This window comes from Pseudomonas sp. TE9122 (assembly GCF_056278925.1).
This window is the reverse complement of the sequence record NZ_JBWBQI010000001.1, coordinates 3,566,577-3,591,978: the sequence shown is the minus strand read 5'-3', so window position 1 is coordinate 3,591,978 and position 25,402 is coordinate 3,566,577. Positions and strand designations below refer to the sequence as shown.

Sequence of the window (25,402 nt, the reverse complement as noted above, 5' to 3'; positions counted from 1 at the left end):
TCGCAATGAAAACTGGTAAAGAACTCAAACCCGGTACCGTGATCCGTATCGACAACGATCCTTGGCTGGTTCAGAAAGCTGAATTCACCAAGTCGGGCCGTAACAGCGCGATCATGAAGACCAAGCTGAAGAACCTGCTGACCGGTTACAAGACCGAAACCGTTTACGGTGCGGACGACAAACTGGACGACGTGATCCTGGATCGTAAAGAAGCCACCCTGTCGTTCATCAGCGGTGACACTTACACGTTCATGGACACCACTGACTACACCATGTACGAGCTGAACGCCGAAGACATCGAAAGCGTTCTGCCTTTCGTTGAAGAAGGCATGACCGACGTATGCGAAGCCGTGTTCTTCGAAGAGCGTCTGGTTTCCGTAGAACTGCCGACCACCATCGTGCGTCAGGTTGACTACACCGAAGGCTCCGCTCGCGGTGACACTTCCGGCAAGGTGATGAAGCCTGCCAAACTGAAGAACGGTACCGAGCTGTCGGTTGCCGACTTCATCGAAATCGGCGACATGATCGAGATCGATACCCGCGAAGGCGGTTCCTACAAAGGCCGTGCGAAATAAGCACTGCTTTTTGCGGAAAGAAAAAACCCGACCATTGAGTCGGGTTTTTTTGTGCCTGCGCTTTGAGTTTCACACCTGTCCCATGTGGGAGCGAGCCTGCTCGCGAATGCGGTGTGTCATTCAATGAAGCGCTGTCTGACGGGACGCTTTCGCGAGCAGGCTCGCTCCCACAATGGGACTGTGGTTATTTCAAGTGTTGCTTCAGTTCTTCAGACGCCTGCAACATCGCCGACCGCACCGCCGGTACCTGGCTGACCACGTTGAGCAAACCGTAATCGTGAATCATGCCGTTGTAGCGCACCGACGTAACCGGTACTCCGGCTTCATCGAGTTTGCGTGCGTAAGCTTCACCTTCATCACGCAGCACGTCGGCGCTGGCAGTCTGCACCAGTGCAGGTGGCAGACCTTTGAGTTGCGCGGTGGTGGCGCGCAGCGGTGAAGCGTAGATCTCGTTACGCTGTTTGGCGTCGGTGGTGTAGTTGTCCCAGAACCACTTCATCATGTTGCGGGTGAGGAAGTGCCCTTCGGCGTACTGGTTGTACGAACCGGTGTCGAAGTTGGCATCGGTCACCGGCCACAGCAGTACCTGGAATTTGATCGCCGGGGTGCCCTTGTCCTTGGCCATCAGCGCAACCACAGCGGCCATGTTGCCGCCGACGCTGTTGCCGGCCACGGCCAGGCGCTTGCCGTCGACATTGATCTCTTTACCGTGTTCCGCCACCCATTTGGTCGCAGCGTAGGCCTGGTTGATCGCCACCGGGTAATGCGCTTCCGGCGAAGGGGTGTAATTGACGAACACCGCCGCCGCCCCCGAACCGACCACCAGATCGCGCACCAGACGTTCGTGAGTCGGGAAGTCCCCCAGCACCCAGCCGCCGCCGTGGAAGAACATGAACACCGGCAGCTCACCCTTGACCCCGGCCGGCCGGACGATGGTCAGGCTCAGCGGTTGACCATCGACCTGGATGGTCTTCTCGCTGACATCGGCTTTGGGCAACGTCAACTTGACCCCGGACTGCGCGCCGACCAGCACGGCGCGGGCATCCTTGGGCGACAGCTGCTCGATCGGCTTGCCGCTGCCTGAGTTCAGCGCATCGAGAAATGCCTGGGTGTTGTGTTCGACATCACCGGCGAAAGCGCTGTGTACCGACAGGGCGAGAAGGGTACCGGTCAAGACTTTGCTGAAAGTGTTCATGTTCAATTTCCTTGTTCGGGCCGGAGACTTGAGTGATTACACGGTTACGTGCAGACGCACATCGACGTTGCCACGGGTGGCGTTGGAGTACGGGCAGACCTGGTGAGCGGCGTCGACCAGCGACTGCGCATCGGCTTGTTCCAGGCCTGGCAGGCTGATGTGCAAATCGATGTCCAGACCGAAACCGCCAGGGATCTGGCCGATGCCGACATGGGCGGTGATCGACGCGTCGTCAGGAATCTTGCGCTTGGTCTGGCTGGCGACGAATTTCAGCGCGCCGATGAAGCAGGCCGAGTAACCGGCAGCGAACAGTTGCTCAGGGTTGGTCGCCGCACCGCCAGCACCGCCGAGTTCTTTCGGGGTGGCCAGTTTGACGTCCAGTACGTTGTCGCTGGAGATCGCACGACCGTCACGGCCGCCAGTGGAAGTTGCGATTGCGGTGTAGAGAGTTTGCATGGTGTGAGCCTCATGGGTTGTGGTTTTGTGCGCTAATTGTTTGCGCGCTAAGTAGGTGTGAAGAGAATGTATAGCGCTAATGTTTAGCGCGCAAGATAAATTTTTAATAAAAATCGCGTTTTGCTCAAGGGCATAGCGTGGAAGGGGCGGGTAAGGCCTGATTTAGAGCGCTTGACGAGGGAATTCAGGCGGGACAAATATTTTTGTTGGCGCTGAAATCACTGTGGGAGCGAGCCTGCTCGCGAAGGCGGTGGAACATTCAACGACTCGCTGTCTGATCGGACGCTTTCGCGAGCAGGCTCGCTCCCACAGGGGGATGTAGCGGGGCTTAATTCAGGCTGTCTTGCAGATGTCCGCGCAGCGCTTGCAGCTCGGCCTGCAATTTCTGCAGACGTTCAAGGGTGAAGCCACTGGCGCCGAGAATGCACTGTGGCACGGTCTGCGCCTTGTCGCGCAAGGCTCGGCCCGCTGCAGTCAGTTCGACAATCACCACCCGCTCATCTTCGCGACTGCGGGTGCGGCTGAGCAGGCCTTCGGCTTCCAGGCGTTTGAGCAATGGCGTCAGCGATCCCGGATCGGTCAGCAGGCGTGCGCTGATTTCTCCGACAGTCAGACCGTCCTTCTCCCACAGCACCATCATCGCCAGATATTGCGGATAGGTCAGGCCGAGCGCCTGCAACAGCGGCTTGTAGACCTTGGTCATCATCAGCGAGGTCGAGTGCAGGGCGAAGCACGCCTGATTGTCGAGCAGCAGGTCGTCGCAGTTGTCGCGTTCGGAAGTCATGTCAAAGCCTTGATCGTTGATCGTTTTTTAATCTAGCGCTCGAATCTTTAAGGCGCCAGATAAATATGTCCGGCCTCAGTGCCGGGCGAATTGCCGTTGCAACGCCAGATCCCACGGTGGCACCGGACTGAAGCGGGTTTTCAGATATTCCAGCAATAACCGACTGCGCGAATGGACCTGCTGTTCCATGCGCAGCGCGTAAATGCCGGTGGACTCCGGCGGCGGCAGGCCATTTTCGCAGAACAGTGGCACCAGTTCGCCACGCAGCAGGTATTCGCTGGCTAGCCAGGTCGGCAAGTGTGCGACGCCCAGACCCGCCGCCGCGCCACACGCCAGAGCTTCGGCATTGTTGGCGCTCAGACGTACGCGCGATGGCCGGTGCAATTGCATTTGCCCGTCCACTTCGAATTTCCAGGCAAACGGCGGCGCAAGGCCTTCCCAGTCGAGCCCGTCGTGTTCACTCAACTGCGCCGGATGCTCGGGCACACCACGCTGCTTGAGATAGTTAGGGCTGGCACAGGCGACGCGGACCATGCTCGCCAATGGCGTGGCGACCAGGCGCGAGTCAGCCAACTGGCCGGTACGCAGCACCAGATCGACCTTGCCCAGGCTGCTGCCGGCCATGTCGCTGAAGCTGTCGATCAGGTGCATCTGCACGTCCAGTCCAGGGTACAGCAGGAGAAAATCGGCAATTACCGGCGCCAGATGTCGCCGCCCGAAAGCTGCTGGCGCATCGATGCGGATCAGACCTTCCGGTGCACTGCTCAACGACACCGCTTCGGCACGCGCCAGTTGCAACTCGGCGATGATCCGGCGCGCCCGCTCGGCAAAGGCCAGGCCGGCCGAAGTCGGCAGCACGGCATGGGTGCTGCGCACGAACAGCTGACTGCCGACGGCACTTTCCAGGCTGTCGATGCGCCGCGCCACGGCGGAAGGTGTCAGCGGATGGCGGCGCGAAGCGGCAGAAAAGCTGCCACTCTCCAGCACATCGAGAAACAGGCCGAGTTGATCGGTCAATTGGTTGGGATTCATGGAAACCACGCTTGTGCAAAATCGGCATAGCCATTGTGCGTTGCTATGCGTTTCCCCGCTAGGCGCGAGTGCGTAGCATTGGCCGCCTGTCGTTAGAGGATTACCGTTGTGATGGATTTTCTGTTGTACCTGCTGTTCGGCGCCGCCCTTGGCACATTGGGCGGGATCTTTGGCATTGGCGGTGGCTTGATTGCGATCCCGTTGCTTGGCGTGTGGTTTGGGCTTGATCAGCAGATCGCCCAAGGCACGGCGCTGGTGATGGTGGTACCGAACGTGATGCTGGCGCTGTGGCGTTATCACCAGCGCAATCGCATCGAATTGCGCCATGCGCTGCCGCTGGCGGTGATGGGTTTCTGCTTTGCCTGGCTCGGCTCGATCTGGGCGGTGGGCATCGACGCGCAGACCATGCGCATCGGCTTTGTTGCCTTTCTGGTGGCGCTGTCGGCCTACAATCTATTGAAAATGTTCGGCCCACGACCAGCGCCGACTGCCGAGATGCGCTATTCGTGGCCGTGGCTGGGCGTGCTCGGCGCCGCCTCGGGGACCATGGGCGGCTTGTTCGGCGTCGGCGGCGCGGTGGTGGCCACACCAGTGTTGACCAGCCTGTTCGGCACCAGCCAAGTGGTTGCTCAGGGCTTGTCGCTGGCGCTGGCCCTGCCGAGCACTGGTGTAACCCTGGTGACCTACGCCGTGCACCATGAAGTCGACTGGATGATCGGTCTGCCGCTGGCGGTCGGTGGTCTGCTCAGCATCAGTTGGGGCGTGAAAGTTGCCCACGCCATGCCGGAAAAACTCCTGCGTGGGCTGTTCTGCGGCTTTCTGGTGCTGTGTGCGGTGATGCTCGCGTTTAAAGTTTGAAGCCCTCGACAATGTGTTCGGCCAGGCACTCGGTGATCGGCGACGGGTTATTCAGATTGCGGATCAGCATGATGCTTGCCTCGGGCAGCAGCGGCAGGTCTTCGGCGGCGCCAAGGATGCGCATGTCCGGGGTGATCAGACTCTCCAGTTGCGCGGTGATCGCCAGCCCTGCGCTGACCACAGCCATCAGCGCCGACAGGCTGCTGCTGTTGTAGGCGATGCGGTAATCGCGGCCCATCGCGTCCAGCGCATTGCACGCCCACAAGCGGCAGAAACAATCACTGTTGAACATCGCCAGGGGCAGCGGCGTCTGTTCGTGGGCGCTGAAGTTCTGCGCCTCGGCCCAGACAAAGCGCTCCTTGCGCAGCAACTGGCCGATCTCGTTGCCCGGCTCACGGGTGACGATCGACAAGTCCAGATCAGTGCGCTGCAACAGTTGTTTGGTCGATTCGCAATGCACTTCGATCTGGATCAGCGGATAGAACTGCGCAAACCGCGAGAGGATTCCCGGCAGAAAACGCATCACATAATCATCCGGCGTACCGATGCGCACGGTGCCGACCATGTGCGGCTCGCGCAGGGTGTTGAACACCTCACTGTGCAGTTTGAGGATGCGCCGTGCATAACCGAGCAGCACCTGGCCTTCGGCCGTCAAGCGCACCTGGCGCCCATCACGCTCGAACAGCTGGCGCTGCAACACGTCTTCTTCCAAGCGTTTCATCTGCATGCTCACCGCCGACTGGGTGCGGTTGACCATCTCGCCAGCACGGGTGAAACCGCCCTGATCGGCAATCGCGACAAAGGTGCGCAGGACATCGGTATCGATACTGGGGTAGGCGGACAATTGATGAATCTCCGTGATGCATGCCATCAGAAACATTCGTTGGATTGATCTTAGCGCCGGCGCGAGACTTGAGCCATCCACAAAAGGAGGCAAGACGATGAAAGGTCAAAGAGAGTATGCAAGCCAAGAACAGCTGTCCGGCCACGGCCATATCGTGTCCGATCTGCTGCACAAATTCAGCCGCTGGTATGAGCTGCATCGTGAACGGGAAATGCTCGCCGGGCTCAGCGACGAAGCGCTGAAGGACATCGGCATCAGCCGCGCCGATGTGGAGCATGAAACCGTGCGGCCGTTCTGGGACGACCCGATGCATAAATGATGAGGCTATCGCTACACAAACCCCTTTCAGGTGAGGTAGGTTGCGAGCAGACATGGAGGAATAAATGCCCGCGACAGTGTCCTTTTCCCTCAAACAGGCGCGACGTCTGGCGCTGGCTGCCCAAGAGTTCAACGGGCGCCAGCCGCCGAACGTCAATGCCAGTCATCTGAACCGGCTGATCGAACGGCTGGGCCTGCTGCAAATCGATTCCGTCAATGCCGTGGTGCGCTCGCACTACCTGCCGCTGTTTTCCCGTCTCGGTTGCTATCCATCTGACTTGCTCGACCAGGCTGCCTGGAGTTCGGGCCGTCGGCGCACGCTGTTCGAATACTGGGGCCATGAAGCGTCGTTGCTGCCGCTGTCGATGTTTCCGTTGCTGCGCTGGCGCATGCAGCGGGCCAAGCGTGGCGAAGACATCTATCAGCAATTGGCGAGGTTTGGTCGCGAACAACAGGAAACCATCCGCCGCGTGCTGACTGCGGTTGAGGAGCGGGGCGCGCTTGGCGCCGGCAGTCTGTCGACCCGCGAAGACAAGGCCGGGCCATGGTGGGACTGGAGTGCCGAGAAACATGCGCTGGAATGGTTATTCGCCGCCGGTGAAGTCACAGTGGCGGGGCGACGCGGTTTCGAGCGCTTGTACGATTTGCCCGAGCGGGTGATTCCTGCTGCGATCCTGCAGCAGCCCACGCCGGATGAGGCCGAGGCGCAACGCGGTTTGCTGTTGCATGCGGCGCAAGCGTTGGGCGTTGGTACGGAAAAAGACCTGCGTGATTACTTTCGCCTGAGCCCTGCGGATGCGCGGCCGCGTCTGGCTGAACTGGTTGAGGCGGGGCAATTGCAGATGTGCGAAGTCGCCGATTGGCGGCAGATTGCCTATTGCCTGCCGGAGCCCAAAGTGCCGCGCAAGGTTATCGCCAGTGCGCTGCTGTCGCCGTTCGACTCGCTGATCTGGGAGCGCAGCCGCACCGAGCGTTTGTTCGATTTTCGCTATCGCCTGGAGATTTACACACCGCAGCCCAAGCGGGTTTACGGCTATTACGTGCTGCCGTTTTTGCACAACGAGCGGATCGCCGCGCGGGTTGATCTGCGTGCCGAACGGGCAGCGGGGCAGTTGGCGGTGCATGCGGTGCATGAGGAAGAATCGGGACTGGACGAGGAGGGGATGCTGGCGCTGGCGCTGAATTTGCGGCGGATGGCGGGTTGGTTGGGGCTTGAGCGGGTGCAGTTGAATTGTCAGCGCGAAAGTGCGGGGCGGTTGCGGGTGGCATTGGCGCGGATTGAGGTTGCCTGAGCCGGCCCTTTCGCGAGCAGGCTCGCTCCCACAGGGAAACGCATTGCAAATGTGGGAGCGAGCCTGCTCGCGAATTGGGGCTACTCGGTCTAGCGGCGGACTTGCTTCAGGGTCTCGGCAATCAAAAACGCCAATTCCAGCGACTGGTCAGCATTCATCCGTGGATCGCAGTGGGTGTGATAACGGTCGGACAAGCCATCCTCGGTAATCGGCCGCGCGCCGCCGATGCACTCGGTGACGTTCTGTCCGGTCATCTCGATATGAATGCCGCCGGCATAGCTGCCTTCCGCTTCGTGCACCTGGAAGAACTGCTTCACTTCGCCCAGGATCTGCGCGAAGTCACGGGTCTTGTAGCCGCTGCTGGCCTTGATGGTGTTGCCGTGCATCGGGTCGGAGCTCCACAGCACTTGCTTGCCTTCGCGCTGGACCGCGCGGATCAGTGCCGGCAGATGATCGCCGACCTTGTTCGCACCCATCCGCGCGATCAGGTTCAAACGGCCCGGATCGTTGTCCGGGTTGAGCACGTCGATCAGGCGGATCAGGTCGTCGGGGTTCATGCTCGGGCCGACCTTGACGCCGATCGGGTTGTTCACCCCGCGCAGGAATTCAACGTGCGCGCCGTCGAGCTGGCGGGTGCGGTCGCCGATCCACAGCATGTGCGCCGAGCAATCGTAGTAATCGTTGGTCAGGCTGTCGCGGCGCACGAAGGCCTCTTCGTAGTTCAGCAGCAACGCTTCGTGGGCAGTGAAGAAACTGGTTTCGCGCAGTTGCGGCGAGCTGTCCATGCCGCAAGCGCGCATGAACGCGAGGGTTTCATCGATGCGGTCGGCGAGGTGGCTGTACTTCTCGGCCAGCGCCGAGTTGGCGATGAAATCCAGGTTCCACTTGTGCACTTGGTGCAGGTCGGCGAAACCGCCCTGGGCGAAAGCGCGCAACAGGTTCAGGGTCGCTGTGGACTGATGATAGGACTGCAGCAAACGCTCTGGATCCGGCACGCGGCTCTTTTCGTCGAAGCCGATGCCGTTGACGATGTCGCCACGATAGGCCGGCAGGGTCACGCCGCCGATGGTTTCGTCGTTGGCTGAACGCGGCTTGGCGAACTGACCGGCCATGCGCCCGACCTTGACCACCGGGCAGCCAGCGGCGAAGGTCATGACGATTGCCATTTGCAGCAACACTTTGAAGGTGTCGCGAATCTTCGCGGCGGAGAATTCGGCGAAGCTTTCCGCGCAATCGCCGCCCTGCAACAGGAACGCGCGGCCCTGAGTGACTTCGGCGAACTGGCGGCGCAGCTCGCGCGCTTCGCCGGCGAACACCAGCGGCGGATAGCTGGCCAGGGTTTGCTCGACCTGGCGCAGGTGCGCGGCGTCGGGGTATTGCGGTTGTTGCTGGATCGGCAGGGCGCGCCAGCTGTCAGGGCTCCACGGTTGGCTCATCACGGTCTCGAAGTTCGTACGCAGGGAAGCGCCATGTTAGCAGCAATTAGTGCGTGACCTGCTCCCGCCCCATCGCCGACAATCGCCGCTTTGCCACGGCGCCACAGCGGTGCCATCGCGTCACCGCGCCCGGTGACCATCAGGAGACGAAATGACTGAGGAGCGCGTCGAGCATCTGCTCGCCGAAGTACAGGATGAGTTCGGCGTGATTCGCGTGCTGGAAGTGGCCGATTACCGCTTTCTCGAGTTTGGCGATGCGATCGAGCAGAGCTGCGTGTTCACTGCCGACCCGAGCTGGCTGGAGTACGACTACACCCGCGCGATGCTGATCGGTGCGCTGTGCCACGAGCAGCCGGAGAGCGCGCTGTTTCTCGGTTTGGGTGCGGGCACACTGACCCAGGCTTGCCTGAAGTTTCTGCCGCTCGAAGACGTCGAGGCCATCGAACTGCGCCCGGACGTGCCGCGCCTGGCCATCGAATATCTTGGCCTGGATGATGATCCGCGTTTGTACATCCGCGTCGGCGATGCGCTGGAATTGCTGCCGACTGCCGAGCCGGCGGATCTGATTTTCGTCGACCTCTATACCGATGTCGGTCCCGGTGTCGGGCATCTGGCCTGGAGTTTTCTCGGCGATTGTCAGAAGCGCCTGAATCCGGGCGGCTGGCTGGTGATCAACCAGTGGGCCACCGACGATGGCAAACCACTGGGCGCGGCATTGTTGCGCGGCCTCTATCACCGGCATTACTGGGAGTTGCCGGTGAAGGAGGGCAACGTGATTCTGATCGTTCCGGCGGATCTCGATCAGGCGCTGGACATGCAGGCGCTGACCCAGCGGGCCGAAGCGCTGGCGCCGCAGTTGGGGTACTCGTTGCAGTCGTTGATCAACGCGATTCGCCCGGCGACCTGAGCCGGCAGTACCGCCCCCTTCGCGAGCAGGCTCGCTCCCACATTTGAAATGCGTTCGACCTGTGGGAGCGAGCCTGCTCGCGAAAAGGCCCTGACAGGCAGCAGATTCTTCACACCCCTTTGAAAATCCCTGGCCGCCGCTCCACCAGCGATCTCACCCCCTCCCGGGCATCTTCAGTGGCGAGCAACTTCTTCACCAGCGCCGGTAACGCTTGCGCCGCCGCTGTCTCACCCTCATAGCGCGCCTGCCGCGCTGACATCAAGGTCGCCTGCACGCCCAGCGGTGCTTGCCGGGCAATCCGTTCGGCCAGCTCGATCGCGCGGGGCAGCAAGTCTTCACTGGCCATCACTTCCTGGACCAAGCCCAGATGCAACGCATCGTGTGCATCAAACTCGTCGCCGGTGAGCAACCAGCGCATCGCATTGCCCCAGCCGGCGATCTGCTGGAAACGCAAAGTCGCCCCGCCAAACGGAAAAATCCCACGTTGCACTTCCATCTGCGCGAAGCGGGTATTGCTCGCGCACAGATTGATGTCCGCCGCCAGCATCAGCTCGATGCCGATAGTCAGGCAGTAACCCTGCGCGGCGACGATTACCGGCTTGCTCACCCGTGGCCCGACGAAAACGCCCCAGGGATCGCACCCGCCTGTCGGAACCTGCCAGCCTTCGGCCAGAGCCGCGCTGGCATTGACCAGATCAAGCCCGGCGGTGAAGTGCTCGCCGTGGCCGAACACCACGGCGACCCGCGCTTCGCGGTCGGCTTCGAACTCGCCGTAGGCCAGGCTCAGGTCGTTGAGCAGGTCGATATCGAAAGCGTTGCGCTTGGCCGCCCGATCGAGGCCGATCAAGTGCACATGACCACGACGTTCTCGGCTGACGCGGCCGGCGCAGGGCTGATTCATGGCTAAATCCTCAAGCGGGAAGGGCGGATGCGCGGCGCTTTGCCGCAGGTCGGTGAACCGTTTAAGCGTCATCGCCCGCAGGGCCGGGCCTTTGCAAAATAGACCGTTGCGCGATTATCCGCAAAACCCCGTTACACGGCGGTGACACACGGATAGGGGCCACAAAAAAAGCTCCCTTTTCGGGCGAAATCCGGTATAGTGCGCGCCGGCCTTTAACCGGGCCGCGTTTAGGTAGCGCATTTCCCGAAGTCAGCTTCGGCTGCACGTCCGCATTGCGGGCTCTTCCTTGACGATTCATCTTCATTCATTCGTTTTCGCAAATCCCCGCCGACAAAGCTGCCAGGGCGACTCTTGAGTCTCAACACGGCATGCGCAGCTTTGGAGCATGGGTCTTTGCGGATGCACTTAGAGGCAGACCCATGACCCAGGAAACCGGCGGATTCGCCGCTTTTAATCTCAACCCGAATATTCTTGCAGCCGTCGCAGCGACTGGCTACGAAGAGCCTTCGGCGATTCAGCAGCAATCGATCCCGATCATCATGGCCGGCCAGGACATGATTGGCCAGGCGCAAACCGGTACCGGTAAAACCGCCGCGTTCGCACTGCCTATTCTGCACCGCATCGATCCTGCCAAGCGCGAACCGCAAGCCCTGATCCTGGCGCCAACCCGAGAGTTGGCGCTGCAAGTAGCAACCGCTTTTGAAACCTACGCCAAGCAAATGCCAGGCGTCACCGTCGTGGCTGTCTACGGCGGCGCGCCGATGGGCCCGCAACTCAAGGCAATCCGTAATGGCGCACAGATTGTTGTCGCTACTCCGGGTCGTCTGTGCGATCACTTGCGTCGCGACGAAAAAGTCCTGTCGACTGTGAACCATCTGGTTCTCGACGAAGCTGACGAAATGTTGAAGCTGGGCTTCATGGATGACCTGGAAGTCATCTTCAAGGCTCTGCCATCGACCCGCCAGACCGTGCTGTTCTCGGCGACCCTGCCGCAGTCGATCCGCGCCATTGCTGAACGCCACCTGCGCGATCCGCAACACGTCAAGATCCAGACCAAGACCCAGACCGTTACCGCGATCGAACAGGCTCACCTGTTGGTTCACGCTGACCAGAAAACCTCGGCCGTGCTCAGCCTGCTGGAAGTCGAAGACTTCGACGCCCTGATCATGTTCGTGCGCACCAAGCAAGCCACTCTGGACCTGGCCAGCGCCCTCGACGCCAAAGGCTACAAAGCCGCCGCGTTGAACGGTGACATCGCCCAGAACCAGCGTGAGCGCGTCATCGACTCGCTGAAAGATGGCCGTCTGGACATCGTTGTCGCCACCGACGTTGCTGCCCGTGGTCTGGACGTTCCGCGCATTACTCACGTGTTCAACGTCGACATGCCGTACGACCCGGAATCCTACGTGCACCGTATCGGCCGTACCGGCCGTGCCGGTCGCGAAGGTCGCGCCCTGCTGCTGGTGACTCCACGTGAGCGCCGCATGCTGCAAGTGATCGAGCGCGTAACCGGTCAGAAAGTTGCCGAAGTACGCCTGCCAGACGCCCAAGCCGTTCTAGATGCACGCATCAAGAAACTGACCAACAGCCTGTCGCCGCTGGTCGCTGATGCCGAATCGACTCACGGTGAGCTGCTCGACCGCCTGACCGCCGACATCGGTTGCACCCCGCGTGCTCTGGCTGCTGCGCTGCTGCGCAAAGCCACCAATGGTCAAGCGCTGAACCTGGCCGCAATCGAGAAGGAACGTCCACTGGTGCCGAACAACGCACCGCGTGGCGACCGTCCTGAGCGTTCCGGTGATCGTCCTGATCGTGGTGACCGCGAGCGTCGCGCGCCAATGCCTTTGGGCGAAGGCCGTGCTCGTTGCCGTACCGCGCTGGGTGCGCGTGACGGTATCGCTGCGAAAAACCTGCTGGGCGCCATCCTCAACGAAGGCGGTCTGGCCCGTGAAGCGATCGGTCGCATCCAGGTGCGTGACAGCTTCAGCCTCGTCGAGCTGCCGGAAGAAGGTCTGGAAAAACTCCTGACCAAACTGAAGGACACTCGGGTGGCCGGTAAGCAGCTCAAGCTGCGTCGCTACCGCGAAGATTGATCCGCCCTCGGGCTGATTGATCGCACATAAAAAATCCCCGACTGGTTCGGGGATTTTTTTTGCCTGCTCATCGGGCGACACAACACCTTGTGGGAGCTGGCTTGCCAGCGATGACGTCAGCCGAAGCGATAAATATCCATACCCAGCGCCCCCATCGTGAAACCCTGATGCGCCACGCTGAAAATCCCGCCCGCACCGCGAGCAAAGTACAGCGGCAACAAATGCTCATCACTCGGGTGACTGCGCACGGCATTCGGCGCCTGCTGGCGATAATCATGCAGCGCCGTTTCATCGTCGGCCGCCAGCTTGTCGATCATCCAGTCACGGAAATCCCGCGCCCACGGTTCAACGCTTTCCGGGCCGGCATGCCAATCCAGCTCCCGGAGGTTGTGGGTGATGCTGCCGGAGCCGATCAACAGAATGCCGTGTTCGCGCAGGCTCGCCAGTGCACGGCCAACTCGCGTCTGCAATGCCGGTCCGCCGCGACTCGGCAACGAGACTTGCACCACCGGAATATCGGCCTGCGGATACATCAAAGACAGTGGCACCCAAACACCATGATCGAACGGTCGTTGCGGATCGAGCCGCGCCGGCAGGTCATTGGCGTTCAGCAGTTGAGCCACCTCGGCGGCCAGCTGCGGATTGCCCGGTGCCGGGTACTGCACTTCAAACAGCGCACGGGGGAAACCGCCGAAGTCGTGCCAGGTTTCCGGGTGCGAGTGGCTGCTGACCAGCAGTTCCTGGCTTTCCCAGTGCGCCGAGACGATGACAATGGCGTTGGGGCGCGGCAGTTCAGCGGCCAGTCGCGCCAGTGCCGGGCCGCTGGCACCGGGCTCCAGCGCCAGCATCGGTGAACCGTGGGAGATAAACAGGCTGGGCAACATAGACGGGCTCCTGAGCGCTAAGATGAACCATCTTCAGTCAGATCATCGATCTGAATCCAATATAAGTTTCTGCGGTTTTTCATCGGTTTTTCGGGAGTGATCCATGCAGCCTGAGTTTTGGTACAAGAAATGGGATTCGAACCAGATCGGCTTTCATCAGGCCGAGGCCAACCCGTATTTGCAGCGCTATTGGCCGGAGCTGGCGATTGCACCGTCGGCACGCGTGCTGGTGCCGCTGTGCGGCAAGAGTCTGGACCTGCTCTGGCTTGCCGGGCAGGGACACCAGGTGATTGGGGTTGAGCTAGCGGAAAAGGCTGTCGAGGAGTTTTTCAGCGAACATCAGTTGCAGCCGCAGATCAGCGAGAAGGGCGCATTCAAGGTTTATCGCAGTGTTGCGTTCGAATTGTGGTGCGGTGATTTTTTTGCGCTGACGGCCGAGGACGTCGCAGATTGTACTGCGCTATATGACCGCGCCGCGCTGATTGCCTTGCCGGACGCAATGCGCCAGCGCTACGCGGCGCATTTGCAGCACTTGCTGGCGCCGGAGATGAAAGGGCTGGTGATTACCCTGGATTACGATCAGACGCAGATCCCGGGACCGCCGTTTGCGGTGAATGATGATGAGGCGCAGCGGCTGCTGGGCCAGGGTTGGCAGCTGGAGAAACTGGAAGAGCGAGATATTCTGGCTGAGAGCCCCAAGTTTCTACAGGGCGGGGTTGAGTGGTTGGTGGAGCGGGTTTATCGGGTTTCTTCCAGATAGTTTTTTATTAGCAGCTCCGGCGTCTTCGCGAGCAGGCTCGCTCCCACAGGGGAATGCGTTTCAAAGGTGGGAGCGAGCCTGCTCGCGAATGGGACTTTGCTGACAACGCATGATCTGAAGATACAAAAAAAGGCCCGCATCACTGCGGGCCTTCTTTTTTATTGCGATCAAATCAACCGCGACGACGCAGTGCGTCAATACGCTCTTCCAGCGGCGGGTGGCTCATGAACATGCGGGCGAAGCCCTGTTTGATGCCACCGTTGATGCCGAAGGCGTTCAGGGTGTCGGGCATATGCACCGGCAGGCCCTGTTCGGCGCGCAGACGTTGCAGAGCACCAATCATCGCGCTGGTACCGGCCAGGCGGGCGCCGGCTTCGTCGGCACGGAATTCGCGCTTGCGCGAGAACCACATGACGATTGCGCTGGCGAGGATGCCCAGCACCAGTTCGGCGAAGATGGTCGCCACGTAATAGGCGATGCCCTGGCCTTCTTCGTTCTTGAAGATGACCTTGTCGACGAAGTTGCCGATGATCCGCGCGAAGAACATCACGAAGGTGTTCACCACGCCCTGGATCAGAGCCAGCGTGACCATGTCGCCGTTGGCGACGTGACCGATTTCGTGGGCCAGTACGGCTTTCACTTCATCGGGCGAGAATCGCTCGAGCAGGCCCTGGCTGACCGCGACCAGCGCGTCGTTCTTGTTCCAGCCGGTAGCGAAAGCATTCGCTTCGTAGGCCGGGAAAATCCCGACTTCAGGCATCTTGATCCCGGCTTCGCGGGACAATTGCTCGACCGTTTGCAGCAGCCATTGCTCATGACGAGTGCGTGGCTGGCTGATGATTTGCGTACCGGTGCTCATCTTCGCCATCCACTTGGAGATGAACAGCGAGAACAGCGAGCCGGCGAAACCAAAGACCGCACAGAAGACCAGCAGCTGACTGAGGTCGAGGTCGACCCCGTTGGCCGCCATGAACCCGTTGAAGCCGAACAGGCTCAGGGTGATGCTGGCTATCAGCACGACCGCCAGGTTAGTGGCCAAAAACAGCAGGATGCGCATCATGGTTGTAGAACTCTCCTCAAGCTAAAGATGTAGCGTACTGCGGGGTATATAAGGTGCGGCACCGGGCTATTCAACCGAGTGACTATTTCAAACTGTGTCCTACAGCGGTTTCTTGAGGAAAAAGAAAATTCCCACCCTCGATTCCGACACGGATGACACAGCCTTTCGCCCCGCCGCCATTAGGTCAGACACGTCTGTACGGCTCGCATCGCAAGTGTAGAAGGGCTGCAAAGGCGCGGAACAAAGATGTGTTGCTGAATCAGACAGTGCGCAACAGTCAATCCGTTGCGCACTGCTGGCCATTACTGGCGGTAGGACTTGAGGAAGTTGCCGATGCGGCCGATGGCCATTTCCAGATCATCGACGCGGGGCAGGGTGACCACGCGGAAGTGATCTGGCCACGGCCAGTTGAATGCCGTGCCCTGCACCACCAGCAGCTTCTCGGAAAGCAGCAGATCAAGCACGAACTTCTCGTCGTTGTGGATCGGGCAGACCTTCGGGTCGATTTTCGGGAACGCGTACAACGCGCCCATCGGCTTCACGCAGCTGACGCCGGGAATATCGTTGAGCAACTCCCAAGTGCGATTGCGCTGCTCCAGCAGGCGACCCTGCGGCAGCACCAGATCGTTGATGCTCTGGTAGCCGCCCAGCGCGGTCTGGATTGCGTGCTGGCTCGGCACGTTGGCGCACAGGCGCATGTTGGCCAGCATGTCGATGCCTTCGATGTAGCTCTGCGCGTTGTGTTTCGGCCCGGAGATGGCGATCCAGCCGGAGCGGAAACCGGCCACGCGGTAGGATTTCGACAGGCCGTTGAACGTCAGGCAGAGCAGATCCGGCGCCAGCGAAGCGGTGCAGATGTGCACGGCGTCGTCATAAAGAATCTTGTCGTAGATCTCGTCCGAGAACACCACCAGGTTGTGCGCGCGGGCGATTTCCAGCATGCCCAGCAACACTTCCTTCGAATACACCGCACCGGTCGGGTTGTTCGGGTTGATGATCACCATGGCCTTGGTGTTCGGGGTGATCTTGGCCTTGATGTCGGCCAGATCCGGAAACCAGTCGGCGCCTTCGTCGCACAGATAATGCACGGCGTTACCGCCAGCGAGGCTGACGGCAGCGGTCCACAGCGGATAGTCCGGGGCTGGCACCAGCACTTCGTCGCCATTATTGAGCAGCGCCTGCAGCGACATCACGATCAGCTCGGAAACGCCGTTGCCCAAGTAGATGTCTTCGATGCCGACACCTTCAACCTGCTTCTGCTGGTAGTACTGCATCACCGCCTTGCGCGCGCTGAACAGGCCTTTGGAGTCGCTGTAACCTTGCGCGGTCGGCAGGTTGCGGATCACGTCCTGGAGGATTTCGTCCGGCGCTTCGAAACCAAACGGCGCCGGGTTGCCGATGTTCAGCTTGAGGATGCGCTGGCCTTCCTCTTCCAGTCGTTTGGCGTGCTTGAGCACCGGGCCGCGAATGTCGTAGCAGACGTTGGCGAGCTTGTTCGATTTGCTGAACTGCATGGCGATGTGATCCCGAAAATGAACGATCCAGGCGGCAAATGGACAACCGTACTGGGATTGCTGCGTCTTCGCACAGGCGGAGGTCTGGCGCTTTAGCGCTCAGAATCCGTTTGAATGCGCCCGGTCTGGCTGCCAGACTGGCGCGTGACGAGGCGCAATCATACGTGCCGCCCGATCCGTGGAAAAGGTACAGATCGGGCTTTTTCAGCCGCTGAGGTGTGATGATGGAAAAGTTGCAGAAAACCCTGGAAGAATGGCGTGCCATGCTCGACCCCGAGCAGTACAACGTCTGCCGTATGAGTGCCACCGAGCGCCCGTTCTCGGGCAAATACAACAACACCAAAACCGACGGTGTCTACCACTGTGTCTGCTGCAACGAGCCGCTGTTCGACTCCAAGACCAAATTCGACTCCGGCTGCGGCTGGCCGAGCTTTTACGCGCCGATCGGCGATAGCGCGATGACTGAGATCCGCGACACCAGCCACGGCATGATCCGCACCGAAGTGAAATGCGCGCGCTGTGATGCGCACTTGGGCCACGTGTTCCCGGATGGCCCACCACCGACCGGCCTGCGTTATTGCATCAACTCGGTGTGCCTGAATCTCGAGCCCCGGGAATAACCGAAACAGGCGACATCGCGTCGCCTTTTTATCGGTCAATTAGATTGCACACAATTCAATTGCTCGTTATGTTTGCGCCTTCCTGACCATTGCGGAGCCGACCCATGAGCGACAACCTGCTGAATATCCCGTGCACCACCATCAAGGGTGAGCAAAAGACCTTGGCCGATTTCGCCGGCAAAGCCGTGCTGGTGGTCAATACCGCGAGCAAGTGTGGCTTCACTCCGCAATACAAGGGCCTCGAAGAACTCTGGCAAACCTACAAGGATCAAGGGCTGGTGGTACTGGGTTTCCCGTGCAACCAGTTCGGCAAACAGGAGCCGGGCAATGAGGGCGCCATCAGCGAGTTCTGCGAACTGAATTTCGGCGTCAGCTTCCCGCTGTTCAAGAAGATCGACGTCAACGGCGCCGATGCTCATCCGCTGTTCGTGCAGTTGAAGAAGCGCGCCCCGGGCCTGCTCGGCTCGCAGGGCATCAAGTGGAATTTCACCAAGTTCCTGATCGGCAAGGATGGCCAGTTGGTCAAGCGTTTCGCCCCGACGACCAAGCCGCAGGACCTGAGCGGCGAGATCGAAGCTCTACTGAAATGAGCCTGGCGGTTGATTCGCTGAAGCTCGACAGCCAGTTGTGCTTCAAGCTGTACGCGGCCTCGCGGGCGGTGATTCGCGCCTACAAGCCGATGCTCGATCAGTTGGGCCTGACCTACCCGCAGTACCTGGCGATGCTGGTGCTGTGGGAATGGCAGGATGCTGCGCCGGAGCAACCGACGGTCAAGGCCTTGGGCGAACGTCTGGCGCTGGACTCGGGGACGTTGACTCCTCTGCTCAAGCGTCTGGAGCAGAGCGATCTGGTCCAGCGTCGGCGCTCGGCGCGGGATGAACGCGAGATGCACCTGAGCCTGACGCCTGCCGGAACAGCACTGCGCGAGCAGGTCGGGCCACTCAAGGCGCGCCTGCTCTGCGACAGTGGCGTAGATCTCGACCGGCTCAATGATTTGCGCGCCGGCCTCGATCATTTGCTCGGGCAGATCAAAGGGCTTTAGTAGTCGGCATCCACTGATCAAGCAACGCGGCGAGTTCTTCGCGGCGAAACGGTTTGGCCAGATAGTCGCTCATGCCCGCCGCGCGGCAGCGTTCGCGTTCCTCGGACATGGCATTGGCGGTCAGCGCGACAATCGGCAGACTCGGCCAGCGCCCGCTCTGGCGAATCTGCCGACTGGCTTCATAGCCATCCATCACCGGCATGTTGCAGTCCATCAGCACCAGATCGAAATCGGCAAACTCCAGTTGATCAAGCGCCTCGGCACCATGCCCCGCCACCACTACATCGCAGCCAAGCTTGCCGAGCATGCCTTTGGCGACCAGTTGATTGACCGGGTTGTCCTCGACCAGCAGCACCTTGCCCCGGCGCGCGGACGGCAAGGCATCCGCTTGTGCTTCGCTGAGGGTGGCGGCGTCCGGTTGCAGAATCCGTCGCAGATGCTGGTACAGCGCGTTGCGCGCCAGCGGCCGGGCTTGCTGCTGCAAGGGGGCGAGGGCGGCGGCTTCTTCGCTGGGCAGAAAACTGCCGTAAGCAGTCACCAGCAGGATCGGCGCGGTGATGCTAGGGCGCAGACCGAACAGGCATTCCGGGCAATCGGTGATCAGCACATCCGGACTCAGGCCCAGCAGCGAATCATCAATAGTGCGCTGCGTGTATTCCAGGCCCCACACCGGCAACAGGCTTTTCAGCAATTCCGCCAGGCCACTGCTGGCAGCGGTGATGGCGAGAACCTTGCCGCGTAACGGTATCGGCGGCAGCGCGCGGGTGTGAGAGGGCAGTGGCAGTTCGGCGCAGAACTGGCTGCCGAAGCCGCTTTCGGAGCTGATGGTCAGCCGACCCTGCATCGCCTCGCACAGGTTGTACGTCAGCGCGAGCCCCAGCCCGGTGCCGCCGTACTGACGGGTGATACCGGCGCCGGCCTGGGTGAACGGCTGGAAGATTTTCACCTGCGCTTCCTGGGCGATGCCTATGCCGGTGTCGCAGACTTCGATGCGCACGCCACCCTTGTACGCCGACAGACGCACATCGACCCGACCGAAGCGGGTGAATTTCAGCGCGTTGGACAGCAGGTTGCTGACGATCTGCCGCACCCGGGTCGGGTCGCCCAGCACCAGCGCCGGGAAGTGCGGCTCGATCAGACAGGTCAGCTCGACGCTTGGCGCGGCGTTCTGCGAGAGCAGGTTGGCGGTGTCTTCGATCAGCGAACCGAGGTCGAAGGGGATGTTTTCCAGCTCCAGTTGCCCGGCGTCGAATTTCGACAGGTCGAGAATATCGTTGAGCAGTTCCACCAGCACCTTGCCCGAGTCGTGGGCGATTGACAGTTGTTGCTGCTGCTCGGCGTTGAGCGGGCCATCCAGCGACAGCGCGATCATCCCCAGCAAACCGTTGAGTGGCGTGCGGATCTCATGGCTCATATTGGCCAGAAACGCCGAACGCGCTTCGGCCATGTCCAGCGCAGTGCGGCGGGCCACTTCCAGCTCTTCGTTGGATTGACTGAGGCGGGCGTTGATTGCCTTGAGTTCGGCGGTGCGCGCAGAGACGATGTCTTCCAGTTGCGCGAGGTATTCGGTCAGGCGGTTTTCCGCGGTGCGCCGTTGCTGGATTTCGGTGGCGATGTTCTCGAACTGCTGATTGGCGACCTTGACCAGCACGCCGATTTCATCGTTGCCGTGGCCGGCCGGGCACTCGAGCGTGGTCGGCTCGGCGCTGCGCGGGTCGCGACCGCTGAGCTCACGGATGACCCGCACCAACGGCTTGGTCAGCATCACGTAGAACAGCGCCAGGAGGATCCCGGTCAGCAGCAGGCTGCGGGCAAAACCGTTGAGCAGGGTGACTTCCGCGCGGCGCAGGAAGCGGCTGCCGAAGGCATAAGTGTCGACTTCAAGCTTGAGGACGCCGAGGGATTCGTTGGGCAAGTGGTCGAGGTACAGACGATCTTCGAAATGACGCTTGGCGCCGAACAGGAAGTCGCTGATCAGCCGATAGCTGCTCTGCAGTTCCGGGCGTTTGACGCTGGCCAGCACGGTCTCGTTGTTGTCGATCAGTTGCGCGGCGATGATCGCCGGCGAGCGCAGCAGGCCGAGGGTGAGCTCCTGCGCGAGCTCGGCGTCGATGTTATAGGCGATGCGCGAGGCCGGATTGTGGCTGATTTCCAGCAGCGCGAGGATTTCACGGTTGATGGAAGCGTCTTCGCTGGCATAATCGATGCCGATCTGCAGCAGACTGAGCAGGGTGCCCAGAATGAACCCGACCAGCACGGTAAGCCTGGCTTGCTTGTAAGACAGCCGGCGGGTGAATTTGATATCCATGGGTTGTTGAACCACTTCCGTTTCCCTTCGCTGCTCAAGCATAGTCGATCATGCAGGGATACCGAGGTTCCCGAATCGCCTTGTAACAAGGCTTGCTGAGGCGATTTTATCTGTGTGTCGTCGCTGGATCGTCATCATCACTGTGAAAGTGCCCGAGGAGAAGACGTGGATTCCCGATTGAATGCTTTTCTTGAACGCGCCGAGTCGGTTCTGGCGCGAATCGAACCACTGTTGCCGGCACCGCGCCCCGTCATTGACTGGAACACATGCCTGGCAGCGCGCTGGCAGCGTGACGGTCGCAGCGGCTACCTGTTGCCGCTGGAAGTCAGCCTCGACATGCGTCTGTCCGACCTGATCGGCGTCGACCGGCAGTTGGAGCAGTTGGGGCGCAACACACAACAATTTCTTGATGGCATGCCGGCCAACCACGCCTTGCTCTGGGGTTCACGCGGTACCGGCAAGTCTTCGCTGGTGCGTGCGTTGCTGGCCGAGCACGCCGGTGCCGGCCTGCGTCTGATCGAGATCGAACGCGATCACTTGGCTGACCTGCCACGCGTGGTCGAGCAAGTCGCCAAATTGCCGCAACGATTCGTGCTGTTCTGCGATGACCTGTCGTTCGAATCCGGCGAAGGCGACTACCGCGTGCTGAAAAGCGTGCTCGACGGTTCGCTCGAGCAGGCCCCCGACAATGTCTTGTTGTACGCCACTTCCAACCGCCGCCACCTGGTGCCGGAAAAGGAAAGCGACAACGAAAACTGGAAGCGCGTCGACGGCGAACTGCACCCGAGCGAAGCGGTGGAAGACAAGATCGCCCTGTCCGACCGTTTCGGTCTGTGGCTGTCGTTCTACCCGTTTACCCAGGAACATTTTCTCGACGTCGTCGAGCACTGGATCGGCCAGTTGGCCGCCAAGGCCGGCCTGAGCTGGCAGCGCGACGAAGCACTCGACATCCTCGCCGTGCGCTGGGCCACCGGCCGCGGTAATCGCAACGGACGTTGCGCGTATCAATTCGCCCGTTACTGGGTGGGACTGAAATTGCTGGAGCACAAGGCATGATTGATTTGCAACAAAGCGGCCAGGGCCTCGAAGGCTACGGTATGTTGGCCGCGCAACTGGAATCGCTACTGGCGGACGAGCGCGATTTCATCGCCAATGCCGCGCAGTTTTCTGCATTCCTGTTCAACCAGCTCGATGATCTGAACTGGGCCGGTTTCTACCTCAATCGTAACGAAGAGCTGGTGCTCGGGCCGTTTCAGGGCCAGATCGCTTGCGTGCGCATCCCGTTCGGGCGCGGTGTTTGCGGCGCGGCGGCTGCCAGCCTGCAAACCCAGCGCGTCGAGGATGTGCATGCTTTCCCCGGTCACATCGCCTGCGACAGCGCGTCCAACAGCGAACTGGTTGTGCCGTTGGTCAAGGACGGACGCCTGATCGGCGTGCTCGACCTCGACAGCCCGAAGCTGGCGCGTTTCGGCGCCGAAGATCAGGCCGGCATCGAGCAACTGGCGGCGATTTTCCTGCGCCTGACCGACTGCTGATCAACCGCCGAGGCCAGCCTTGTGCAACAGGCTGGCCGTATCCACGCTGTCGATTTGCGCGGGATCGAGAAACCGCGTTGCGTACTGCATGTACACCCCTTCGTTGATGAACAGGCCGAACAGCGGCGCATCGATGTGCGCTTCACGGCACATGGTCGCCATGATCCCCAGCGCTTCGCTCAGCGACTTGGCTTTCTTGTAAGGGCGATCGGCGGCGGTCAGCGCTTCGAAAATATCGGCAATCGCCATCATCCTCGCCGGCAGGCTCATTTCCTCGCGCTTCAGCCGTTTCGGATACCCGGTGCCGTCCATTTTTTCATGATGGCCGCCGGCGATCTCGGCAATGCTGTCCAGGTGACCGGGGAAGGGCAGGTGGCTGAGCATCATGATCGTCTGCACCATGTGATGGTTGATGATGTAGCGCTCTTCGCGGGTCAGCGTGCCGCGGGCGATCTTCAGGTTGTACAACTCGCCGCGGTTGTACTTGTACGCGGGCACATCGAGTTTGAAGCCCCAGGGGTTGTCCTCGGGGATCAGCTCGTTCTTGTCACGTTCGATCAGGTGCTCGGGTTTGTCGGCCAGCAGACTTTCACTGACGGGCAGCAGCTGCGCAGGGGTTTTCGCCTGGCGGCGGTTTTCTTCCCATGACACACCGAGGCGATCATCGAGGGTGCGCAGCCATCTGCGTTGCGCCACTCGCTCGAGGCGTTGCAGGTCGGCCTCGGCCATGGCCTCGCCACCGAGATTGCAGCGGGCGACAAAGGCGAAGTCGTCATCGAGCGTCAGCAACTCACTATCACGGGCGCGGGCCAGCGCCGCTTCGTCTGCACCGTTCGCCAGCGTCTGCCAGTAGTTGATCCACACGTCACGCTTGAGCACCTCGAAGCGGGTGCGGATTTCGTGGATGCGGTCGTTGATGGTCTCGAGCTTGGTGGCTTTGTCGACCACGTATTCCGGCGTCGTGACCTTGCCGCAATCGTGCAACCACGCTGCGATGTGCAACGCCTCCCATTCATCCTCGCTCGGTTGGTAAGCGCTGAACGCCGGGTCCTGGCTTGCCGCAGCAGCCTGGGCGAGCATCAACGTCAGTTCCGGCACCCGCTGGCAATGGCCGCCGGTGTAGGGGCTCTTGGCGTCGATCGCGCTGGCCAGCAGTTGGATGAAGGCGTCGAGCAGTTGTTTCTGCCGCGCTTGCAGACGCTGACTTTCGATGCTCACCGCCGCCGCGCCGGACACCGCCTGCAAGAAGGCAATTCGGTCAGGCCGCAGCTTTTCCAGATCACTCGGCTCACCACTGTCATTGACCAGCAGAATCAGCAGGCCGATGGTTTCATCGTGCTGGTTGTGCAAGCGGATGCCGATCAGGTGAATGCGCGGTGATTCCATGGCCAGGAGGATTTTCTGCAAGTCGCCGGCCTGATCGAAGCCCAGATGGCTGACGGTATTGTTGGCGCTGGCCAGTTGCTCGAACCACGCCGGGCCGGTGTTTTTATGCAACTCACGTCCTTGAATGTCGAACGCCTCCAGCTTCTGCGGCACGCCATCGATGACCAATCCATAAGGCTCCATGCGCGCGCCGTCAGCTTCGCGCAGGTAGATCAGACCGGCCTGTGCCTGAGCGATCTGCACGGTTTCGAACAGCACGCGTTCGAGCAGCGGGGCAAACCGGGTTTCGGCGCACAGGCTGTCGGTGATGCGGAAGAAACTGCCCAGGGTTTCTTTCATCCGCGCCATCGACAGGCTTAATTGATCGACTTCCAGTACGGGCGAGCGGCGCGCCAGCGGAGAGCTGAAGTCGAAGCTGCGGATCGCGTCGGCTTCCTTGACCAGGGCATGCAGCGGCTTGACCAGAATCCGCGAAATCACCCAGCCCAATGGCAGGCACAGCAACAGGATGGCCAGGGTGATCAGCGCGCCTTGCCAGCGCATGCGGAACGCATCCACCAGTAATTCGTCTTCCGGCACCAGCAGCGCCAGTTGCAGGCCTTTCGGCCCGCCTTCCTCGATGCCGGTGCGTGCGACGATCCATTGCCGGTCGTTTACTTGCAGACGCTTGCCGATAGTGTCGGAGCTGAGCAGCGCGTTCAGCTCAGGGCTGAGATCGGCCGCTCTGGCCAGACGCGCAGTGCGGTCATCGACGATCAGGCGATGGCTGTCGGGGTAAGCCACGGCGTTGCCGTCGGTGTCGTACAGCGCGATCTCTGTCGAGGGCGTGACCCGGTGCTTGCCCAGGGCGGTCGACAGCGAAGCGAGGGTCAGGTCGGCGCCGATCACCGCGTTCTCGCCGCTGCGCCGGGCCAGCGTGGTGCCGACATTGTGGGTCGAGAAAAATACATAGGGCTCGGTGGTGATTTGCCCGGCCTGTTGCAGGGCGTCGCTGAACCAGGTCCGGCTGCGCGGATCGTACGGCTCTTGGGGATGCTCGCGGCGGTTGATCGGTGTCAGGGCCTGATCAAAGAACAATGATTGCGAGCGTACGGCGCCTTGTGGAGCATGCTCGATGCTCCAGACTTGATAGGCCGCCGCTTCCGGCGCCTGAAGCTGCGCCTTCAGAGCCGGAGTACGCAGCGCGCGCACCATGAAGAAATCGCCATTGGCGTAACCCAGATACAGCGACGCCAGCGCCGGGTTGTCGGTGAGCGACTGGCTGAAGGGTTTGAGCAAGGGCAGGCGTTGTTCCAGATCACTAGCCTGGGCTGCCGGGGTATCCGCCAGCAGGCTCAACAGGTTGCGGATCGGCTGATAGGTTGCCTGCAGATCGAGGCGTACATCCTGCTCGATGCGGTCAAACAGCTTTTCGCTGCTCGACAGGATGATCTGCGTGGTCTGGTGGTAATTGAACAGGCCCAGCACCACGCCGGTGAGCAATAAAAGAAAGGTGAACATGACGCTGATGTGCACGTGCAGCGGCAACCGGCGTTGCTCGGGGCGCAGTGGGCTGTGCATTGCAGGCTCTCCATGAATGTTTAACTCACTGCTCAGCGTCCA

24 protein-coding genes are annotated in these 25,402 nt (G+C 60.9%); 12 read left to right on the top strand and 12 right to left on the bottom strand.

The annotated features are described in order from the left end of the window. Positions 1-5 precede the first annotated feature (5 nt). Entirely contained in the window at positions 6-575 is a 570-nt protein-coding gene (locus tag ACZ9BE_RS16095; RefSeq protein WP_003226785.1) for an elongation factor P, read from the top strand. A gap of 184 nt (positions 576-759) precedes the next feature. Here the strand turns inward: ACZ9BE_RS16095 and ACZ9BE_RS16090 are convergent, their stop codons facing one another. From ACZ9BE_RS16090 to ACZ9BE_RS16075, 4 genes are all read right to left on the bottom strand, one after another. Then, positions 760-1,770, bottom strand: a complete 1,011-nt coding sequence (locus ACZ9BE_RS16090) for an alpha/beta hydrolase (protein ID WP_024013773.1) — start codon at positions 1,768-1,770, stop codon at positions 760-762. 36 nt (positions 1,771-1,806) lie between these two features. Then, complete coding sequence (locus tag ACZ9BE_RS16085; protein WP_007940002.1) at positions 1,807-2,226, bottom strand: organic hydroperoxide resistance protein; 420 nt, start codon at positions 2,224-2,226, stop codon at positions 1,807-1,809. 328 nt (positions 2,227-2,554) lie between these two features. Continuing rightward, positions 2,555-3,010 carry a MarR family winged helix-turn-helix transcriptional regulator gene (locus ACZ9BE_RS16080; RefSeq protein ID WP_042607887.1) on the bottom strand — a complete coding sequence of 152 codons (456 nt, stop codon included), beginning with the start codon at positions 3,008-3,010 and terminating at the stop codon, positions 2,555-2,557. A 75-nt stretch (positions 3,011-3,085) separates the two neighbouring features. Next, on the bottom strand, positions 3,086-4,042 hold the full coding sequence (locus tag ACZ9BE_RS16075; protein WP_476249687.1) for a LysR family transcriptional regulator: 957 nt from the start codon (positions 4,040-4,042) through the stop codon (positions 3,086-3,088). Positions 4,043-4,153: 111 nt separating this feature from the next. On the opposite strand from ACZ9BE_RS16075, the gene ACZ9BE_RS16070 reads away from it, so the two are divergent. Continuing rightward, the gene (locus ACZ9BE_RS16070) at positions 4,154-4,900 is read left to right on the top strand and encodes a sulfite exporter TauE/SafE family protein (RefSeq protein WP_166554492.1); all 747 of its coding nucleotides are present in this window, start codon (positions 4,154-4,156) and stop codon (positions 4,898-4,900) included. On the opposite strand, the gene ACZ9BE_RS16065 is transcribed toward ACZ9BE_RS16070, so the two are convergent. Further along, positions 4,890-5,744 carry a LysR substrate-binding domain-containing protein gene (locus tag ACZ9BE_RS16065; protein WP_174823892.1) on the bottom strand — a complete coding sequence of 285 codons (855 nt, stop codon included), beginning with the start codon at positions 5,742-5,744 and terminating at the stop codon, positions 4,890-4,892. The genes ACZ9BE_RS16070 and ACZ9BE_RS16065 overlap by 11 nt on opposite strands. 97 nt (positions 5,745-5,841) lie before the next feature. Here ACZ9BE_RS16065 and ACZ9BE_RS16060 point away from each other — a divergent pair, with 97 nt between their 5' ends. Beyond that, a complete protein-coding gene (locus ACZ9BE_RS16060) occupies positions 5,842-6,063 on the top strand; it encodes a DUF1127 domain-containing protein (protein WP_016770864.1) in 222 nt (73 codons plus the stop codon). A gap of 64 nt (positions 6,064-6,127) precedes the next feature. Continuing rightward, complete coding sequence (locus ACZ9BE_RS16055; RefSeq protein WP_476249686.1) at positions 6,128-7,354, top strand: winged helix-turn-helix domain-containing protein; 1,227 nt, start codon at positions 6,128-6,130, stop codon at positions 7,352-7,354. A gap of 89 nt (positions 7,355-7,443) precedes the next feature. On the opposite strand, the gene ACZ9BE_RS16050 is transcribed toward ACZ9BE_RS16055, so the two are convergent. Next, on the bottom strand, positions 7,444-8,790 hold the full coding sequence (locus tag ACZ9BE_RS16050; protein ID WP_038861070.1) for a class II 3-deoxy-7-phosphoheptulonate synthase: 1,347 nt from the start codon (positions 8,788-8,790) through the stop codon (positions 7,444-7,446). Positions 8,791-8,941: 151 nt separating this feature from the next. Here ACZ9BE_RS16050 and ACZ9BE_RS16045 point away from each other — a divergent pair, with 151 nt between their 5' ends. Beyond that, entirely contained in the window at positions 8,942-9,697 is a 756-nt protein-coding gene (locus ACZ9BE_RS16045; protein WP_024013768.1) for a spermidine synthase, read from the top strand. A gap of 109 nt (positions 9,698-9,806) precedes the next feature. Here ACZ9BE_RS16045 and ACZ9BE_RS16040 read toward each other — a convergent pair whose 3' ends face one another. Beyond that, positions 9,807-10,598: a crotonase/enoyl-CoA hydratase family protein gene (locus ACZ9BE_RS16040; protein WP_056788494.1), complete on the bottom strand. Its 792-nt coding sequence runs from the start codon at positions 10,596-10,598 to the stop codon at positions 9,807-9,809. Between the two features lie 419 nt (positions 10,599-11,017). On the opposite strand from ACZ9BE_RS16040, the gene ACZ9BE_RS16035 reads away from it, so the two are divergent. Then, a complete protein-coding gene (locus ACZ9BE_RS16035; protein ID WP_016770859.1) occupies positions 11,018-12,691 on the top strand; it encodes a DEAD/DEAH box helicase in 1,674 nt (557 codons plus the stop codon). A 116-nt stretch (positions 12,692-12,807) separates the two neighbouring features. Here ACZ9BE_RS16035 and ACZ9BE_RS16030 read toward each other — a convergent pair whose 3' ends face one another. Then, entirely contained in the window at positions 12,808-13,575 is a 768-nt protein-coding gene (locus tag ACZ9BE_RS16030) for a DODA-type extradiol aromatic ring-opening family dioxygenase (protein ID WP_256809701.1), read from the bottom strand. 103 nt (positions 13,576-13,678) lie between these two features. Here ACZ9BE_RS16030 and ACZ9BE_RS16025 point away from each other — a divergent pair, with 103 nt between their 5' ends. After that, entirely contained in the window at positions 13,679-14,335 is a 657-nt protein-coding gene (locus ACZ9BE_RS16025; protein ID WP_256809700.1) for a thiopurine S-methyltransferase, read from the top strand. Between the two features lie 172 nt (positions 14,336-14,507). Here ACZ9BE_RS16025 and htpX read toward each other — a convergent pair whose 3' ends face one another. Beyond that, on the bottom strand, positions 14,508-15,395 hold the full coding sequence (gene htpX / locus ACZ9BE_RS16020) for a protease HtpX (RefSeq protein ID WP_007908619.1): 888 nt from the start codon (positions 15,393-15,395) through the stop codon (positions 14,508-14,510). Positions 15,396-15,697: 302 nt separating this feature from the next. Further along, a complete protein-coding gene (locus ACZ9BE_RS16015; RefSeq protein WP_016770856.1) occupies positions 15,698-16,909 on the bottom strand; it encodes a pyridoxal phosphate-dependent aminotransferase in 1,212 nt (403 codons plus the stop codon). A gap of 224 nt (positions 16,910-17,133) precedes the next feature. Here ACZ9BE_RS16015 and msrB point away from each other — a divergent pair, with 224 nt between their 5' ends. From msrB to ACZ9BE_RS16000, 3 genes are all read left to right on the top strand, one after another. Beyond that, positions 17,134-17,529: a peptide-methionine (R)-S-oxide reductase MsrB gene (gene msrB / locus ACZ9BE_RS16010; RefSeq protein WP_252868038.1), complete on the top strand. Its 396-nt coding sequence runs from the start codon at positions 17,134-17,136 to the stop codon at positions 17,527-17,529. A gap of 104 nt (positions 17,530-17,633) precedes the next feature. Continuing rightward, on the top strand, positions 17,634-18,119 hold the full coding sequence (locus ACZ9BE_RS16005) for a glutathione peroxidase (protein ID WP_016770854.1): 486 nt from the start codon (positions 17,634-17,636) through the stop codon (positions 18,117-18,119). Continuing rightward, a complete protein-coding gene (locus tag ACZ9BE_RS16000) occupies positions 18,116-18,571 on the top strand; it encodes a MarR family winged helix-turn-helix transcriptional regulator (RefSeq protein WP_056788501.1) in 456 nt (151 codons plus the stop codon). The genes ACZ9BE_RS16005 and ACZ9BE_RS16000 overlap by 4 nt, the downstream gene beginning before the upstream one ends. On the opposite strand, the gene ACZ9BE_RS15995 is transcribed toward ACZ9BE_RS16000, so the two are convergent. After that, positions 18,558-20,879: a hybrid sensor histidine kinase/response regulator gene (locus ACZ9BE_RS15995; RefSeq protein ID WP_256809699.1), complete on the bottom strand. Its 2,322-nt coding sequence runs from the start codon at positions 20,877-20,879 to the stop codon at positions 18,558-18,560. The two genes, ACZ9BE_RS16000 and ACZ9BE_RS15995, sit on opposite strands and share 14 nt — an antisense overlap. 165 nt (positions 20,880-21,044) lie before the next feature. Between ACZ9BE_RS15995 and ACZ9BE_RS15990 the strand changes: the two genes are divergently transcribed. Together ACZ9BE_RS15990 and ACZ9BE_RS15985 are read left to right on the top strand one after the other, a co-directional pair. Then, positions 21,045-21,935, top strand: a complete 891-nt coding sequence (locus ACZ9BE_RS15990; RefSeq protein WP_095182195.1) for an ATP-binding protein — start codon at positions 21,045-21,047, stop codon at positions 21,933-21,935. Next, the gene (locus tag ACZ9BE_RS15985) at positions 21,932-22,414 is read left to right on the top strand and encodes a GAF domain-containing protein (RefSeq protein ID WP_016770850.1); all 483 of its coding nucleotides are present in this window, start codon (positions 21,932-21,934) and stop codon (positions 22,412-22,414) included. The genes ACZ9BE_RS15990 and ACZ9BE_RS15985 overlap by 4 nt, the downstream gene beginning before the upstream one ends. Here the strand turns inward: ACZ9BE_RS15985 and ACZ9BE_RS15980 are convergent, their stop codons facing one another. Further along, entirely contained in the window at positions 22,415-25,360 is a 2,946-nt protein-coding gene (locus ACZ9BE_RS15980) for an HD domain-containing phosphohydrolase (protein WP_476249685.1), read from the bottom strand. Between the last annotated feature and the right edge of the window lie 42 nt (positions 25,361-25,402).